The organism is Klebsiella ornithinolytica (genome assembly GCF_030505655.1).
Lineage (GTDB): Bacteria > Pseudomonadota > Gammaproteobacteria > Enterobacterales > Enterobacteriaceae > Klebsiella > Klebsiella ornithinolytica.
Window position 1 is genome coordinate 1 of sequence record NZ_CP130155.1, and the last position, 14,805, is coordinate 14,805.

A 14,805-nucleotide genomic window follows, 5' to 3' on the forward strand; every position below is an offset into this window, starting at 1 on the left:
GGAGTGATTAACTGGAGGCGTCGTTTGTCGCTTCTTTAGTTGTCAGCGAACGCAGGAGTTTACCGGCCTCAGTCACAGTGGTAGCGAAGTCAGCGCGGAACTTATTCAACGGCTTAAATAGTTCTCTGCGTTTGCGGAAATAATCACTCTTAGTAATTGTGCCGAACTGATAAAGCTTTCTCAGCTCACTGTGTGCTTCATCACAAAGCATGTTGAGGCGTACGAACATCAAAACAGGCGGGCAGGGCATAATCTCGATTTTAAGCTCTACCGGCTCAATTATCGACTTAATATCAATTGCCGCGCTCAGGGTGTTTTGAGATACCTCTTTTTTGAGTTTGCGGATCTCTTTCTGATAAAATTCCTGCAACTCTTTAAGGCTTTCTTCAGTTACCGGAAGCTTTTTCTGATAGAAGAAGCACAGCGCGTATTGCCCCCTGTCTGCGTATTTCTTCAGGTTAGCCAGTGTAAATGCGCGAGCCAGCCAGTAAGAAACCGTCTTTCCGCATGGAATACGGCTTCTTACATCATCCTTGTTATAGCTATCATCCCACATCAGGACAGTTGTAATGTCATGAAACGTGACTGGAATTTTAACGTTCTTGCTCATAGGCTTTTTTCTCTACCTGGTCTATTAAGTCGATGTTGGTTGTTAACCTGGTGTTGAACCCTGTAAAAAAAATCGCAAAATCAAGATGGTAAGGGTAGTTTTTTTTATCATCCTGAATAAAACAGATTGCGATGCGTTTGTATTCATCCAAATTTGCAGCATGAAAAAGGTTAAGTATGATCCGACACTGTGCGGGGGAGCCGTCAGCAGCAGCCCACTTTAAAACAGAATCGAAATCAAATTTATAATCCGGCATCTGTTTCTCTATCAGCGCCTTTTTAAACTTCATCCGGGACTCGTTATAATCATAAGCCCCAACCTCAGGATCATCGCAGCGAACGCCCCGAACGGGGCGCTTATCAAAGTTTAATTCCCATAGTCCCAGCTCAGGGATATAAGAATAGTCCTCTTTGCGCGCGAGCCTGAAAATATTACTCACTGTCTGCTACTTCGCTTATTTCGGGACTGGAAAGTTCTTCAAGCTTGTTTTTAAGAATAGTCTCAATATCCTCATCAGGGTTATCAAGGTCTTCAGGGTTGATATTTAACAATTCCAGAATGACGCTATATTGAGATTTAGAAAGAGAAAGACGGTAAGCTGGCTCTTTAGGAGCACGCTCTATATTACGGTTCAGTATTTCACTAATTACTTTTTTTGCCTGCTCTCCGCTTTCACAGCGCTGACGCAATTCTTTAATATCATCATCAGATACTTTCGCGAGTTTATTAATAAGATTTAAATCATTAATGAAAGAGTCCTGAATAATTTTCTGTTGTGCTTTTGATAAGCGGAAAACACTCATATATTTACTGACAACGGTTTTATTAGACAGCCCATGAATAGCAATAATTTGCTCAGTAGAAAGGCCGTTATCCTTATCTTTTTTAATCGAAGCGGCTCTCTCAAAAATATTTAAAGGGCGCTTGAGAGTGTTCTCAGAAACGTGATCAAGATGTTCTAATACCTTGTCATCATAAGAGACAATTTTAATCTCGCATTCAAGCTCAATGCTCTTTTCTTCTTCAACTTCTCTACCTGCTCTCCAGCGTGATTCACCACGAAGAATAACAAAGCTATCATCGTCCTGGCCGCGCTTAACCACGATAGGCTCACGGATGCCGTAAATCTTACCGTTAGGCAGTTCAAGCCCGATAGAACGCTTTAGCTGCTCAATATGTTCCCTTGCTGAAGGGCTATTCCAGTCTTTACGATCCTGATTACTTTTAGACTTGAGCTGGCTTAGCTTGACAGTCATAGATTCACTCATTGTTAGTCCTCTTTCTTACCGATAGTGGAAATTAGGCTGTTAACATCAACTGGCGGCTTCTTAGCCGGTTTTGGTTCTGATTTAGGTGTTTCTTCCAGCGGGATATTATCATAATAATCTACCGGAATGTTCTCATCTTGTTGCTGGCTCACTGATTCTTCCAACATGCGCATAAGGTCAGGATCATCTTCAGGATTGAAAGAATTTTCCACGACTACAGAATCTGAAGGGGTATTTATTTTCTGCTTTTTACCTTCCTTTCTATTGTTTTTTGTTTGCGATTTTTCAGGTGCTTCAGGTATATAAGCAGAGTGATTTATTTTTTTAACAGGTAAATCAGTTTTTTCACGTAGCGGAATCCAGCAAGTGAAAAGGAACTGCATAAGACCCTCGTTGTTATCAAACACGCCGACTCTTTTTTTAAGTGCGCGGATAGAGTTTGTAGTGATGAAGTGTTCTTCTACCTGTCCTATCATCCGTTTACCGCCCCATCTTTCAGACCCGAAACCATCGGTTTCAACGTCTTCAAGTTTTGTGACTGTTATCGGTTTCGTTCCTGATTCCTGCGCGATCCATTCAGCCGTATCGAAAGAACATTTATAGATGAGTGTCAGAAGGGTGTTAGTCTCAGCGGATGCCTGTAATGCTTCGCCATTAACAGTCTTGTCAGGGTTCTTTTGTAAGTCGTCACGTTGTTGATATGCAAGCCCCATGTTTGCATTTTTTGAAAGCACAGTAGCTAAGGCATTCGCTACGTTATCAGACATTATGAAACGTGCTTCATCAAGCATACAGAATTGATGAATTGCCGGGCATGTCTTAACAACATAATCTTTCCATTCAACTAAAAGAGATGTTGTAATCTGGCGAATAAGATCATCATCCTGCCTGGCTCTTACATACACAACATCGGCATTATCGATAGCCTTATCCACACTGAAGCTTTCCCCCTTTTTAGGGAAAAGGTTGAGAAGTAAGCGCCATATAGCCAGCTCTGTTCTTATGTTTGAAGATGCTTCAAAGACCCAATCTTTTTTGTTTTCAGGTATGGAACTGTCTTTACCTGATAGCAGTTTTTCTAAATGCGGTAACGTGCCATCCCAATAATCAGCGATGAAAGACATTACCTCTTTATTCATGTTTTTATAGTGGTCGGCATCAGTGCCGCCTTTGTTCAGACCAAATGCTTTATAGAAACGCTCTAGCCTTTCTCGTGTTGAACCTCCTTCAAATGGTGAGTAGTCGCCTAAACCCGATTCGCCAGTAAGATCCACAACTGAGGGTAATTTCCTGCCCCAGTCTTTACATGATTGAACCATTACCGAATAAATGAAATCATCCGGCTTCTGGTCAAAAAACCATACTCCCCAACCTTTCCAAATACATTGATCAATAGCTACCTGTTGCCATACACCTTTACCGGTTTGAGTAGCTCCAATAACCTTTATATTTTTAGATTTAAACTCGTCGTCCGTAATGTAAATAGGCTCATCATTAGTTCCTAAACCCATAAACATATGACCATCTTTATAATAATCTCGCGGGTTAAATTGTTTAGACTGAAAGCGGTCATTCTCGACTCGAATATCACTGACATTATCAGCCGTCTGACTAACTCTGAATTTACGTTTCCACGCTGAAATTTTAGGCGCGATCAAGCGTCTGTAAACCACCTGAAAAAAGTATGGAAGAATAAAAATAGTTATGATGGAAAGTACAGAACTGAAATTGAAACTTTGTAGCTTTACATTGCTATAAATCATTTGCAGATATTTTACGCCTTGTTCCTTGCCGAATTGCTGGAAAGCAAGCATCAGCACAAAGACGTTGAACAAAGCAAAAGAGGCTATGTAAGCAATGAGTATTTTTGTTTTTAGAAAAGCTATGATGTGATCTAAAGCGCTCAAGCTATCGCGCTTAGTTATGTGACCACTGAAGGTAAATTGTATTAAAATAGCTAGAACAAATATGAATAAAAATGTCATGCTAGGGTAAGCATGATCATAGACCCACCTCAAAAAACCAATCGCGTCAAAATCCATAATCCACCTAATTTTGTTTCTTGTAAGATTGCAAGAGTTTACTCTGCGTAAACTCCTTTCAACGGCATAAGTTTACTCTGCGTAAACTTCAGAAGATAGAGGCAGAAGTTTACTCCGCGTAAACTTTGTGCAAATTTTAATCAGCTATGCTGTATAAAATTAGTACGACACCTTATATTTTTACCCCTATTTTTACCCATTGCAAAGCAAAGGGGTAAAAATAGGAGTAAAAATACCAAGTCAAGGGCATGTTTTGAACGTCGCAATGTAATCGGCGGGGCGATTACATTGCGACTTCAAAACACTTTGCGGTGCTGATTTACTGGACGTAAATCAACACCTTAGGGATTCCGCTCGCCGCTCCACCCCCTTCTATTCCGGCCCGGCTGGACGCCGAACCTGCATAGAATTCCCCCGCGCGGCGTCAGACGTCTGCGACGCCTGACCACCCCCCTAAGGCTGCTGCGCTTACACGCTCGCTTTCGTTCCGAAAGCTTCGGGTGTAAACTTGCCCTTAGCGTCGTGTCGCCCTGCACGGTCGAAAAGGCGCGAATCGGCCTTGCGGCCTCAAGCGCGCTTTTCGCCGTTTGTGCTCACTCCGCTTGCGGGGCGCGGCGGTTCCCCCTAGCGGGGAACCTTGCGCCAGCCTAAGGGGGGTGGTCAGGCGTCTTCGCCTTTGGCTCGAAGCCCTGACGCCGCGCGGATAGCGCGGATTGAACGCTCCGCGCCCCTGCACATCCCTGAACGGGATGTTCCGGGATAGACCGTAAATTGTCGCGTGGGCGCGAAAATTTACTTTGTCCCCGCGTGGGCGCGGGAACAATCTATTCAATCTCTTTAAAGGCTTCACCCGCCCCTTATGGGGGCTTGTTGTTGGTGCATTATGTTGGTGTTGTGCTGCTTACGTGGTTACGTGATTTTTTACGTAAATCCATCGTGCTTGCGTTATTTTTTGCAAGCTACGATAAGCGAATTCTTCTGCTGCTCCATAAGCAGCAACTAGAACGATGTTGGAGGATGGTTTGAACGGTCATGAAATCAACGCAGAGAAAAGACGAAAGGTTGTCCTCTGGCTTGCTAAATTTGGATTCTCAACGCGTGAACTTTTATCACATATGTTGGGTGTTGCGGTTGAAGGGCAAGCCGCTTTTTTTAAGCGGCTTTCTGAAGATGAGATCACGAAGGAAGCTTATGTTTCCGGTACAAGAAAAAGAGTAGTTACGTTAACTCCTGACGGAGTAAGGCAAGCGAAAATTTACGAGCCTGCTCTGGCAATTAAGAACTTCAAAAAATTTCCCTTACATACGCTGATTCACGGTTATACCATTCAGTCATTTTTGATTAGTCAGAAAGGTGTACAGGAATTTTATAGTGAGGCTGAGTTAGCTACTCAGACATTTGTAAGACGCCCGGATCTGATTATCGTTAACGAGTCCGGGATAAGAATCGCTATTGAGGTCGAGCTGACGCAGAAGGATGTTAACCGGATTTATTATAACTTTGGTGGTCATGTGCAGGATTGGCAGAAGCAAAAATTTGCGCATGTCATCTATCTTTTTTCATCGCCTTCTGTACGCGACCATTACGACGAGCTTTATCAAAAAAATCCCTGGCCTAAATTTATATCAGCAACTGGAAACGTTCGTCACATTACGCGAGCGGGATCGTTCGATCCTAGCAACGTCCATAACCACGGACTCATCTATTTTCACCAGTTCGATTCATACGTTCTATAGGAGTAAATCTGATGCAATTAGCATTTGGGATCATCCCTGATAATCATCCAAAGCTTTCGGCGTGGAAGCTGGTACAGGATGAGATGTACCCAATCAAAGACCTGTACTCTGACGATGCCGTTACCGATGTTTTTGTTGACCGATTTGACCGTATCAGCGTCATGAAGAAAGGTCAGCTTATACAGGTGAAGAATAAATTTGAGAGCGAAAAAACACTGCTGTCGTTCATCAATCAGCTTGCAATGACTCTTGATCAAAATCGCTTTGATATTGATTCTCCTATACTCGATGCCCGTCTGCCTGACGGGAGCCGTATAAACGCAGTACACGAAGCAGTATCCCCTCAAGGCTCGGCGATTTCTTTACGTAAAGCCCCTGTAAAAATACTGACCGCCCAGCAGTATTTAGACTCAGGTATGTTCACGCAAGAAATGCTCGACTACATGATTAACATGATCGTCGAACAAAAGACCTTCGGCATTTCAGGGAACATGGGGAGTGGTAAAACATCACTTCTGCGTTTTCTGTCAGGTTACGTCGACAAAAGAACCAGGCTGGTTACTGCTGAAGATACGCAGGAGCTGCATATTAACAAAAACTTTCCGTTTGGGGGGGCACTTGAAGCGCCCCAGCGAAAAGGTAGTTCTATCACGCTGCCAATACTCATTCAGGCAACTATGCGTCAGCAACCCGACCGCGTTTGGGTTGGTGAGTTGCGTACAGCAGCGGCTGTTGATGCCACACTTCAGATAACCTATTCCGGCGTTCGTGGATGTGCGTTTACCTTCCACGGTAAAAGCGTTAAACACGCGCTTTCACGCCTTCAGTATCTTCTGGCATCTGCCGGTAAGGTCAGCTATGAGTTAACCGGTGTGCTGTTACGTGACTCGATTGATGTAATCATTCAGACGCATCGTGATCCACAGTGGGGACGCGTAATTACTGAGATTGGCGAACTGGTAGACGGAGAGGTTCGTTTGCTGTTTAAATTCAACACCAAGACCGGTAAGCACGAAAAACTTTTCTAAGGAGGATGTTATGAGCGAGCGTAGTTTTTTGGGTATAGCCGCAGGGGTTATGATTGCTGTTATTTTTCTGTCTGGCGCTCTTGTTTCGTCTACGAGCCTGGACTTTTCTACAGCGTCAACGTTCGTTGCTAAGAACGTCGCACTTTTGCTGATAACCGGCGCTCTTGTTTACTTTCATTACCGCTCTGCAACCGATACCTGGTCTTCATATTCATCACCCTTATACTGGTACGCATATCCGGTAATATTAAGCCTCCATTTTCTTTCGTGGTGGCCTGTTATTAGGTATACAAACCTGCCGGATTTTATTGATCCATCCTCATATCTGTCATGGTATCAATCATATCCGTTCCTGATATTTTGTTTATTAGCGTTATTGTTAGGCTTAGAGTTGTTAATGAGGAAAATTATTAACGACTGGTCAGATTAATTTGCAATCACAACCGCACCTTTTCTGATAAGAAGGTGCGGTTTTCAGGTTTTTATTGATAGCGAATTGTAAAAATTGTAAAATCCTCTCCGCCAAATTTGATTACTTCTTTTTTGGCGCTGACCTTCTTCTCGGCGAGCCATCAGGCTTAAATTCGGGCGGGGGGTTAATAGGAGTACGGTCTTTTTCTGCAAGACTAAGCCAGTGCTCCTTTTCGTCCAGGGACTGGCTTTTTTCTGCGTTTATCGTCATCACGATTTCTGTAGCGTCTATCCCCAGGGCTTTAGCGATAACTAAGCACTTTTCTCGGCTTAAAAAAACCTTCCCATACTTCAGCGTGGTGATGTACTGCCTGCTCACGTCCAGGTAGTCAGCAATCTTCGCGTTCGTATTCAAATTCGTGTGGCGCTTCAGCGCTTCAATGTAATCGTAAAGTTTATTCATCGTTAGTGTTGAACCGTTAAACGTTCGATGCTATAAATTCATTATGTAATAGTGAATGGTTTACATAAGACATGCAAGACACAAAGACTGAACTCAACCCAAACCTGAAAAACTCGCGAGTTTTCAACTCCCGCCGTGAGAAGTGGGGGCTGCCGCAGGAGATGGTGCTTGTGCTGCTCCTGGTAAATCTTTTCGCGCTATTCCTTGCCATCAAATACTGGAGCATTTTTTCAGGATTGGGCATGGCTCTGTTCGCGGTCGTTACGGTCATGCCTATGTACCTCATTCACCGTGAAGATCGTGATGCTCATATTGTCTGGCGCAAAGTCATTTTTGGCTCAGGAAATATGAACAACAGCAAAACCAAAGTTCGCAAAGTCCGTTTTATTTCGTTAAATCCAACTAAGGGTAATGTACATGATTCACAACGCGTTAAGTAAAATTTCTGCGAATTTCCAGCGCGCAAAGACCGCACTGATTACGGTTTCTGCGATGCTGGCGACGCAACAAGCAATGGCGGCAAACAACGAAGTAACGCTGCCTTCTTCCGATCTTGACTGGCTCAACAAAGGCATTCAGTTCTTCCAGTCAATTGTAGATGCTGTCAGCGGTGCCGGTGTCCTGCTTATCGTGTTCCTGTCTGCCTGTGTCGCAGTTGCCCTCTGGATTCTGGTTCCCAAAAATTCTGGTCAGGCAATGGGCTTAATGGCTCGATGCGCGGCGGGCGGTATCATCCTGTTCAACATTGCGCTGGTTATCGCCTCGCTTCAAAAGTAACGGAGAACGATCCTTATGCCTTCAGGACAGTATAACGAACAGCTTGCATTAGCTGGTCACGAAAACGATGTTGCCTTTACCTATACTGGCTCTGTGATTGGTGGTCTGTCCCTTCAGGGCTTAGACCCTTCATCGGTGACTGAATCAATGCGCAAGACTATCAGTCTGCTCATTCGCAACGTTATCCAGTTGTTACCGGCTAACGTTACGCTGTCGCAATACTATGTTCACTTTGAAGGCGCTAAGGTAAAGCTGGCAGCGCGTGAAAATCCGCGTAGCCAGCTTTTATCAAAACGTAGGCAATCATTCCTCAATAAAGTGAGGAACCTCAACGATTCCCGTCTTTTCTGGTTGATCGAGGTCAGCCCGGATGAAGACCTGAACAGTATTTTCTCGACTACATTTTTCAAAAACCTTTTTAACGGTGTGTTTGATGAAGACGCCCGTAAGCGCATCGGCCTTGTCTTTAAAGAGCGTGATGCCTTTAAAGTGGAAATAGAGGAGTTTGAGAAACAGTGCCGTAAACTCAAAGATACCCTGAACGACTTACAGCTCCGTCTGTCTTTCTTTTCGCCTGAAAATGAAGAATTAGGCGCTGAGGGTATCTGGAAGCTGCAAAAATTCCTGGCTAACTTCAATCCTCGCTACATGACCAATAAGCCAACACCGTTACCTGTAGAAGATTGGGATCACTTTGCGCTGGATGGTGAAAACATCACGAACGTGATGTTCAATGGCGTTCCCATGCTCAAAATCGACGGTGCACAGCCGGTTTATCTGCGTATCGCAAGTGTGACGCAATTCGGTAAAGAGCATGTCCCGGAGGCGGTCTGGTCGGTCAAGGAAAGCGGTAAAGCGCCGGTCATGGCTAAAGGTAACTATGTCTACTTTACCCGTTACGCTCCGGCCTCATCCTTTAAGCGCAGCCTGATCATTGCAGCAAAGGAAAACGAGCTGGTTCGGAACCAGATTAAGCTTACAGACTTAATGTCCAACAAAATTGGTGCGGAACGTCTGGAAGGCAAAATCAAGGCTAATCCTCACCTTCAGGCCATGCAAGATGAGTTGTCTGAGGCGACTTACTCGGCTGACAGACTCGGCTACTTCGTGTCATGTGTCGCCGTATTTGATACTGACCCTCAGGCACTTATTAATTCCTCAAAGGCGCTGGACGGGATTCTCAGTAACAATATGACTCTGGTGTGGGAAGGTGCAGGCCTTGAAACTGCTTACTTTGCCATGCAGCCAGGCTATGCAAAATCCACTTTCAGGACGCTGACTTTTAACACGTCTCAGGCTGGCGCGGCTTCCCTGTTTTTCCGTTCTCATCAGGGCATTAAACGCTGGAAGAAAGGCATGGAAGATGAAGAAGCTATTTACATTCTGGAATCTGACGACGGCGTTCCTTTCTATTTCACGCAGGTAATCGGCGAGAAAAGCCTGGTTATAGGTGTGGGGCCAACCCGTACCGGTAAGTCTTTCTTCAAAAATACAATAGCCTCTCATTTCACCAAGATTGGCGGTATCTACAGTTCGCTCGACGTTGATCAGGGAACCATTCCTTTAGCCAACTTCTTCCAGGGTGATGGAGCCGCATTTACCCTTTCAGACCAGCTAAAAGCCGGTATGAACACGTTTTCGACTGCGGAAAGTGATAACGACAGCGAATTTATTATTCACGTCATTGAGCAGATTAAGCTGATGCTGCAATTCAATGACCGTGAAGAAGACCGCACGTTATCAACGGAAGAAACCAAAGATCTTTCTATTGCCGTACAGGGATTACTGCACCAGGAATACTCAGGCATTGAAGGGCGCTTGTCTGTTAACCGTCTTGAAACGCTTATGTCTAAATGCCCGTCCTCTATACAAAATAAGATGGCATCGTTCTATGGCGATGGTTATTACGCACGACTTTTTGACAATGAGGATGATGCTATCGGGAAGCTTGATCGCCCGGTATCAGTTTATAACCTCGCCTCTGTGAAGGATAAAAAGCAGCTCGCGCAGCTCCTGCAACATGAGATCTTTTTCCGTACTGTGCGCCTGTTCGAATCAGCCAAATATCGTGAAACTCCTAAATTCATGGATATTGACGAAGCACAATATACGCTCTCGGTTCCGGGTGCTGCTGACTGGGCGATTGCTAAAGCACGTACCTGGTTTAAACATGGCGGCGGTATGGGCTTCTGGACACAGAACCCGGAGCACTACAGCAACCTCGACGAATGGCAGACGCTGCGTTCATCTGCCTCAGTATTTGTATTTATGCCCGATCAGGAAGCGATTACTGAGACTTACGTAAAAGCTTTCGACCTCGACCCTGAAGAAGTCGAGATCATCCGCACAATGAAGCCTAAGCAACAGGCCTACATCATCATTCCAGACCTGCAAATTGCTAAGGTCGTGAATCTGATTGTCGAAGCTGAACAGTACGTTATATGTACTTCTACAGCGCATGAAGCCGCGCTTGCGGAGCGTACCTATCAGAAACATGACGACATTGACGCCGCCATTGACGAAATTTTGGCAACGCTGAAACTGCCAAAAACGCCGGTAGAAGATACTGATGAAGAAGAGGTGATTTACCAATGAAACGTTGCCTTTTAGCACTCCTAATCTCAGCCGTTTTAAGCGGTCAGGCTTTCGCTATTGGCGTTCCTGTCATGGACGGCGCACAGATTGCAGGTCAGATACGCGAGCTGTCGCAGGGACTGCGTAATTATGACCAGTACCTGCAACAGACCGGACTCAGTAACAGTCAGCTCCTGCAAGCCTATAAAGACTATGACCAGATGCTGACCGACTATAAGCAGGTATTACGTGAAGCACAGCGCCTTAAAGCGACGCTTCAGGGACAGAATCTGGAGACGTTCCTGAACCGTCTGAAGCAGATTGATATGTACGATCCGCGCTACTCCAGAGGGGATGATGCGCATGTTGGCGATCAGCCGTGGGATGATGCGGTAGAACGTAATAAATTGCTCAACGGCTGGGGCATGTCTGATGAGGAATGGTCTCAGATGAACTCTGAAATTCCTTATACCGCTAACGACAGGGAGCGCGCCAAAGAAATCTTCCAGTACCGGAAACGCAAAGCTGAGGGTGCTGTACGTCAGGATCTTGCCAGCCGTAAAACTGACGAGTCACTGATTGAGCAGACTAAACGCGCCGACGAGCTGGGTTCTGCACTGGATGATTTAGGTGATAACGATGCGCTTGCAACACAGCAGCTTATGGCTCGCCAGAATCAGATGATTATTGATCAAAATCTCGAAATGCAGGCTCAGAAAAATACTGAGTTCAAAATGTCGAATCAGATCGCAAACGACTATTTCAACAACATGGCAAAAGCCCGCGAGCGCCGCGAAAAAGCCATGTCCAAAGCTTACAAAGAGGGCAACTAATGAAGCCGCATATCCTGATTGTTTCACTGTCTATGATTTTACTGTCAGCTAACGCAGTAGCTGCCAGTAATTATATTGACCCGGCACAAAAGGAGATTGACCAGAAACATAAGGCGCTTGTTGCTAAATATAAGAAATCATGTACGGCAAATAACAAAGTAAGTTGTCTTCTGGAAGCCAAATCAAAAGCGAGTGATGAAGTACCCAATCGTGGCAGTGTGTCTTATTCAAAGAGTCAGTATGGTTCGCTGAATAAGGCACAGGCAAAAAACAAAGTCAAAGAGCTTGTTGCTTTATATGACAAGCTGGATGGGCAGAGTTCTGCGTCGTGGGACGGAAAAATCACTCAGCGCCAGATTGAGTCTGAGATTAAATGGATTATGTCATACAGGCTTGATCAATCCATGCCGGATATTTATACGGCTAAAATGTATGTCGGCGCATCGCTTAATTAATTAAGCGCCGTTTTTAGAAAAAATTACGGCTAGCCGTAAGGAGATTCCTTTGTCTAAACAAACCTGCTTGATTATTTTTGCGGCGCTGTTTGCTGCGTTCCCGGCCTTTGCTGGTACGAACGTACTTGTCGCTAATATAGATCAGAATATTGGTGAATATGTCAGCGCAATATTATCCTCGAACGGTAGTAATATATTCCGTCTCGTTATGGCTGTTGCTACATTTCTGCTTTTTACGTGCCTTGTAATTGAGGTTGTAAAATTCATTGGTGGTGACGTGGATTGGGTGAGTATCGCAACCCTTATCATTATCTGGTTTGGCACAATGGCATTTATTGCCAGCTATTTCAGTGTAACGGAAGTCATTAAACATATATTCATTGAGGTTCAGGAAGAATTCCAGTACCTGACTATTGGATCAAGAGACAAGATGTTTCTTTCTGACTTCATAGATCGCACCTTGCTTCAGGCTATACAGGCTCCAGACGTAGGTTTTACAGACTCTATCTGGATGTGGCTCATGGCAGCGTTGTGGGGAATAGTGTCAGTCATCTTACAGTTCTGCTTCTATCTATCAGACGTGTACGCAACGCTCGGTATCTCGCTTGCTCAGATGATTGGTGTGCTTTTTATCCCGTTTGTCATTGCGCCGTGGACGCGGAAAATATTTGATGGATGGTTTCAGTTCTTTATCGGTTGGGGGATTTGCGGAATCATTTTAAGGCTAACGTGCTTGCTGGCAATGCTTATTATGAAGGCTTCAATTAACGCGGCTGGCTCCTTTGAGAATCCGGGGCAAAGTTTTATGGACGGGAATTACAACGTAACAGCTCCTATCGTTATCACTATGGATAATATTGAGCTTTTGATTGCTCTTATTGTGTTCGGGATTATGGCATGCGTCCTGGTTCTTAGTTCTTTCGCTTTTGCTAAACAACTGGCTTCAGGTGTCGGAAGTGCTAGCGGTGCAGCAAGTAATGGCGCTAAGGCTCTCGCAGTCAAAGCAATTAAACTGGTTATTTAGGTAGGATAATATGCCTGTAGATAAAAGTACGATTGAAAAACAAAACCGCACTGCTGATAAGACTAAGTTTGCAGTTTTGAAGACAGAGAGAACCTATTTACTTGTCGGTCTTGTCTTTATGGTGCTGGTAAATAGCTGGTCTGTTTATCGCTCTGGTGTGGCGGTTGAAAACGCGAAAAATACGCGTGAGGTGGTGTGGGTTAAGTTACTTCCCAATGGAAGCAACGAAGTCAGCAATTTTAAACCTGAAGATGAGCAGCCGGTATTTATCAGGACTATTAACGCCGGACTTGATCACTATATTAAGTCCCGCTATCAGGTTCACGCTGAAACTATCAAGCGCGACTATGCGGAAGCCGGTGTTTTCCTGGGCGATAAACTGTTTGCCGATTTCACAAGCAAAGACGGTTTTTATGCGATTCAGGTTGCATCTGATATCGCTGATAAACCGGACAGTAAGCCAAGAAAAGACATAACCAATGTTCGGTTTGACCATTATGACCAAATCGAAGGGGATTTCTCAGGCACGAAAAAGCCGGTGATACGTACAACCATCACCTGGAACGAAGAAGAATATAAAGCAGACGGCACGAAAAAACCGCCGGTTCAGAAGATGCAGCGCATTACCTGGACGTTGCTCGACAGAAGTGAAATCAGCAAAAAAAGCGATGGCTGGCTGCGCCTTAATCCGCTGGGCATTGAAATTTTAACCAAAGATGAAATTGACAGGTAAGACGATGAAACTCAAAAACACTCTCTCTGTAACGGCTTTAGTCCTGAGCGCCTTTGCCTACTCAAATGCACAGGCCGAGCAGTGCCGCATGGTCAACTGGAAGGAAAACATGGTTCTGCGCGTGAACTCTGCGCTGTACCTCGGTACGCGCGTCCAGCTCCCGGAGGGGACGCAGATTGTTACTCAGCAACCCAAGAACAGTAACACTCTGTGGGACGTTGACGGCGCAGCAAACCAGGTTCTTATTCGCCCTACTTCTGACCAACCTGGCGGCGAGAAAACTATGGCGACCGTTTTCCTGACAAACGGACAGGCGCTGGACATTGAAGGAACCCGCGTAGCATCTGGGGCTAATCAGCCCTGTGTTGTGATCCGTGGCGGCAACATTCTGAGCCGTTCAGACCGCAGCGCGATTAACTCCTATTCAATGGGTGCTGGTAATGCCGCCGCAGCGGAACAGGCGAGCGCACTGCGTGAGCAGCTCAACGAAGCGCGCCTTGACGCTGACCAGAACAAACGGACAGCCGTAGTGGAAGCACTGCGCAAGTACCGCTATCACATTTTCACCCGCTACAACTGGTCTACCGGTAAAGGCTTTGCCGGTAAAAACGTCATTGCAGACGTGTACGACGACGGGCGCTTTACCTATATCCGTCTCACTAACCCAAATCGCGGGTTAATGGCTGTGCAGGCTGAAGTGGGCGGTAAACCTGCGATAGTGCCGACCGATTATGACGATGCCTATGCGATCTACAGCATGTCCGGCATTTACCCGAAATTTACCTTAACGCTTGATGGCGTGAAGCTGGAAGTCACCCGCGCCGACAATGCGACTAACGGGGAATCATAAG

At 45.3% G+C, this 14,805-nt stretch carries 16 protein-coding genes; 11 read left to right on the forward strand and 5 right to left on the reverse strand.

Annotation, left to right across the window (positions count from 1 at the left end; translation table 11 throughout):
* Positions 1-7: 7 nt before the first annotated feature.
* Genes Q1L34_RS28125 through Q1L34_RS28140 form a run of 4 tightly spaced genes read right to left on the reverse strand, consistent with a single transcriptional unit; the run spans position 8 to position 3,920 of the window.
* Positions 8-610, reverse strand: coding sequence for a hypothetical protein (locus Q1L34_RS28125; protein ID WP_223307985.1), 603 nt, complete (start codon positions 608-610; stop codon positions 8-10).
* Positions 594-1,049, reverse strand: a complete 456-nt coding sequence (locus Q1L34_RS28130) for a hypothetical protein (protein WP_053389857.1) — start codon at positions 1,047-1,049, stop codon at positions 594-596. The genes Q1L34_RS28125 and Q1L34_RS28130 overlap by 17 nt, the downstream gene beginning before the upstream one ends.
* Positions 1,042-1,878 (reverse strand): ParB/RepB/Spo0J family partition protein, encoded by an 837-nt coding sequence (locus Q1L34_RS28135; RefSeq protein ID WP_129486050.1) that lies wholly within the window; start codon positions 1,876-1,878, stop codon positions 1,042-1,044. Before Q1L34_RS28135 ends, Q1L34_RS28130 begins: the two co-directional genes overlap by 8 nt.
* Before the next feature lie 2 nt (positions 1,879-1,880).
* A complete protein-coding gene (locus Q1L34_RS28140) occupies positions 1,881-3,920 on the reverse strand; it encodes a type IV secretory system conjugative DNA transfer family protein (RefSeq protein ID WP_219989701.1) in 2,040 nt (679 codons plus the stop codon).
* Positions 3,921-4,927: 1,007 nt separating this feature from the next.
* On the opposite strand from Q1L34_RS28140, the gene Q1L34_RS28145 reads away from it, so the two are divergent.
* The 3 genes from Q1L34_RS28145 to Q1L34_RS28155 are packed head-to-tail and all read left to right on the forward strand — an operon-like array spanning position 4,928 to position 7,114.
* Complete coding sequence (locus tag Q1L34_RS28145) at positions 4,928-5,656, forward strand: hypothetical protein (protein WP_234857350.1); 729 nt, start codon at positions 4,928-4,930, stop codon at positions 5,654-5,656.
* An 11-nt stretch (positions 5,657-5,667) separates the two neighbouring features.
* Positions 5,668-6,684, forward strand: a complete 1,017-nt coding sequence (locus Q1L34_RS28150) for an ATPase, T2SS/T4P/T4SS family (RefSeq protein WP_121585877.1) — start codon at positions 5,668-5,670, stop codon at positions 6,682-6,684.
* Between the two features lie 10 nt (positions 6,685-6,694).
* Positions 6,695-7,114, forward strand: coding sequence for a hypothetical protein (locus tag Q1L34_RS28155; RefSeq protein ID WP_129486046.1), 420 nt, complete (start codon positions 6,695-6,697; stop codon positions 7,112-7,114).
* A gap of 102 nt (positions 7,115-7,216) precedes the next feature.
* On the opposite strand, the gene Q1L34_RS28160 is transcribed toward Q1L34_RS28155, so the two are convergent.
* Positions 7,217-7,558: a transcriptional regulator gene (locus Q1L34_RS28160; RefSeq protein WP_053389853.1), complete on the reverse strand. Its 342-nt coding sequence runs from the start codon at positions 7,556-7,558 to the stop codon at positions 7,217-7,219.
* Positions 7,559-7,629: 71 nt separating this feature from the next.
* Between Q1L34_RS28160 and Q1L34_RS28165 the strand changes: the two genes are divergently transcribed.
* From Q1L34_RS28165 to Q1L34_RS28200, 8 genes are all read left to right on the forward strand, one after another.
* Positions 7,630-7,998, forward strand: a complete 369-nt coding sequence (locus Q1L34_RS28165; protein ID WP_227521351.1) for a hypothetical protein — start codon at positions 7,630-7,632, stop codon at positions 7,996-7,998.
* On the forward strand, positions 7,976-8,335 hold the full coding sequence (locus Q1L34_RS28170) for a hypothetical protein (protein ID WP_053389852.1): 360 nt from the start codon (positions 7,976-7,978) through the stop codon (positions 8,333-8,335). Before Q1L34_RS28165 ends, Q1L34_RS28170 begins: the two co-directional genes overlap by 23 nt.
* 15 nt (positions 8,336-8,350) lie before the next feature.
* Positions 8,351-10,930 (forward strand): VirB4 family type IV secretion system protein, encoded by a 2,580-nt coding sequence (locus Q1L34_RS28175; protein ID WP_053389851.1) that lies wholly within the window; start codon positions 8,351-8,353, stop codon positions 10,928-10,930.
* A 71-nt stretch (positions 10,931-11,001) separates the two neighbouring features.
* Positions 11,002-11,742: a hypothetical protein gene (locus Q1L34_RS28180; RefSeq protein ID WP_327204595.1), complete on the forward strand. Its 741-nt coding sequence runs from the start codon at positions 11,002-11,004 to the stop codon at positions 11,740-11,742.
* The gene (locus Q1L34_RS28185; protein ID WP_053389849.1) at positions 11,742-12,197 is read left to right on the forward strand and encodes a hypothetical protein; all 456 of its coding nucleotides are present in this window, start codon (positions 11,742-11,744) and stop codon (positions 12,195-12,197) included. Before Q1L34_RS28180 ends, Q1L34_RS28185 begins: the two co-directional genes overlap by 1 nt.
* A 49-nt stretch (positions 12,198-12,246) precedes the next feature.
* Positions 12,247-13,221 (forward strand): conjugal transfer protein TrbL, encoded by a 975-nt coding sequence (locus Q1L34_RS28190; protein WP_075849268.1) that lies wholly within the window; start codon positions 12,247-12,249, stop codon positions 13,219-13,221.
* A 10-nt stretch (positions 13,222-13,231) separates the two neighbouring features.
* Positions 13,232-13,954, forward strand: a complete 723-nt coding sequence (locus Q1L34_RS28195; RefSeq protein ID WP_053389847.1) for a hypothetical protein — start codon at positions 13,232-13,234, stop codon at positions 13,952-13,954.
* Between the two features lie 4 nt (positions 13,955-13,958).
* On the forward strand, positions 13,959-14,804 hold the full coding sequence (locus tag Q1L34_RS28200; RefSeq protein WP_053389846.1) for a TrbG/VirB9 family P-type conjugative transfer protein: 846 nt from the start codon (positions 13,959-13,961) through the stop codon (positions 14,802-14,804).
* Position 14,805 lies beyond the last annotated feature (1 nt).